Below are 1,908 nucleotides of genomic sequence, written 5' to 3'. Positions count from 1 at the left end.
CCCACTATGTTCAACATCTGAAAATATCTTACCATGGATATTTTTGATATTGAAATGTGGAAAACCGAACTGCCAAATTCAAACTTGAAAACAGACTATTTCTGTCTAACAATTGGGGGGAAGCTCACATAGCACATACCTTGTCATAGTATCTATTATGGTCAATATGTACCCAAATCGGTTTTTGCCTGAGATCCATACATATTTTATGTCCATCTCCAAGATATGAAGGGGTCGCAATGGAATGGCTCTGCGAAATTTAACAAAGTTTCTGCCTTTCTTTTTTCTAGCCTTTGCCAACAAACCATTTTCCTTCTCCAGACGATATACTTTCTTGGAATTGATGTACCAGCCTCGTATTTGCAATAAGGCAGTTATTAGTTTGTAGTAATTCGGAAGGTCTCTATCTTTTCTAATCTCTATTATTTCATCGATCACTTCTGCATTCGGCTTTTGTACCTTTGTTCCACTTGCCGTATCTTTCCAAAGCGTAAATCTTGTAAGTCTTTTACCAGGCTTGCTGCCTGTAGGAGTATAATACAATTGATGTTTACTAAGGTACGTGATCTCTAACACTTGTGCGCGAGATAACCCTAGACACATATAAGCTTGACCTATCATCTTCAACTCCTGTTTGGATACTTTTTTTTAATCATCTCGTCCTTCATACGTCCTTTCAGCTGCTCTTCAGCAAGCATACTCTTATAGTGCATAAGCTCTGTCTTCAACCGTTTGATTTCTTTTTGAGCGTCTCCAAGTGCTTTGATATCCAAGCCATCAGCTTGGAACAGATCATAATTCTTCTTCCAGTTGTAGTAAGTTGCTGAATAGACCCCATACTTGTCTAGGGTAACCTTCACACCATTGGCTTTCGCTTACTTAAGGATTTTTAATTTTTCAGATTTGCTATATCGCTTGTACGATCTTTTTCCTTTTTTCATCATTTAAAGTTCTATTTTTAATTGAGAACTTTGTCCGATTATTTAGGGGGCTGTTACATCCATCATCAATACTATTTCATCCTTTTCTGCATATATTCTTACATCTCGCCCATCCTTGATTAAATGTTTAAAGAATGGATAAAGTGTATTTAATTGTTCATTAATTTTGGTTTTGTCATCTGAACTGATCCAGAATTGATATTGCTCGTTTTTCTCAATTCCTCCAAAGTTCTTTTTTATTAATCCTAATTTACTTTGTATAGTTGTATATGGGAATTCCTTGTTTGGAATTTTGAGTTTAAATAAGATTCCTTTAAATAATGGGAATTTTAAAGTCTCAACTTTTCTAATTGCACTTATTTCTGATAGGTAGAATTCCACATCATTAATTTCTCCAGTAATGACATCTTCCTCTTCAAATTTATTTGCATTGATTAAGTTGGTTTGCTGAATTATCTCTTTGGCACTTCTTCCAATTCTAGAATATTCATATTTAAGTTCTGGATAGTAAGTGCGTATGTACTCGGCTAACAGTGACTTTCTGATTTGAGACACAATCTTATTGAATGGTTCCTGCACATTTAGATAATAGAAACCATAAAACATTGCTACTAGAATTGCTGTGAAGAGCATTGTTGGTAAGTACTCATCAAAAAGTACTAAACAACCAATAAACACAATCGGTACCAAGATATACCACAACATGTGTTTACCTGCTAACTTCTCAAGTCTTATCCTTTCTGATTCATGCTTTTCAAGTTGGCTAACCAAATCATGATTTGTTTTCTTACCAGTCATTAATGGTTATGTTATTGATGTGTTTTCATTTTGCTTGCATAGAACGGCCAGCGATAGGAGGAGTTTCGCTTTCCTCTATCTTGATCGGTTTTCTAATGTAGCAATATTTCATTCAATACTTGCAATCAGGACTCTTCTGAAGCGAAATTACTTCCTTATCGCATGTTAT

Annotated in this window: 3 protein-coding genes; all 3 read right to left on the bottom strand. The window is 35.0% G+C overall.

Annotation, left to right across the window (positions count from 1 at the left end; all coding sequences use genetic code 11):
* Window positions 1-105: 105 nt before the first annotated feature.
* Complete coding sequence (locus L2567_RS20840; RefSeq protein WP_235299801.1) at window positions 106-576, bottom strand: hypothetical protein; 471 nt, start codon at window positions 574-576, stop codon at window positions 106-108.
* 47 nt (window positions 577-623) lie between these two features.
* On the bottom strand, window positions 624-860 hold the full coding sequence (locus tag L2567_RS20835) for a transposase (RefSeq protein ID WP_235299800.1): 237 nt from the start codon (window positions 858-860) through the stop codon (window positions 624-626).
* Between the two features lie 123 nt (window positions 861-983).
* Complete coding sequence (locus L2567_RS20830; protein WP_235299799.1) at window positions 984-1,739, bottom strand: hypothetical protein; 756 nt, start codon at window positions 1,737-1,739, stop codon at window positions 984-986.
* Window positions 1,740-1,908: the final 169 nt, after the last annotated feature.

The sequence above is a fragment of the Portibacter marinus genome (assembly GCF_021533195.1).
Taxonomy (GTDB): Bacteria; Bacteroidota; Bacteroidia; order Chitinophagales; family Saprospiraceae; genus Portibacter; species Portibacter marinus.
This window is presented reverse-complemented; position numbering and strand designations above follow the sequence as displayed.

Coding starts and splice junctions, on each gene's coding strand:
- L2567_RS20830 (WP_235299799.1), bottom strand. CDS start 1,739: ATGACTGGTAAGAAAACAAATCATGATTTGGTTAGCCAACTTGAAAAG.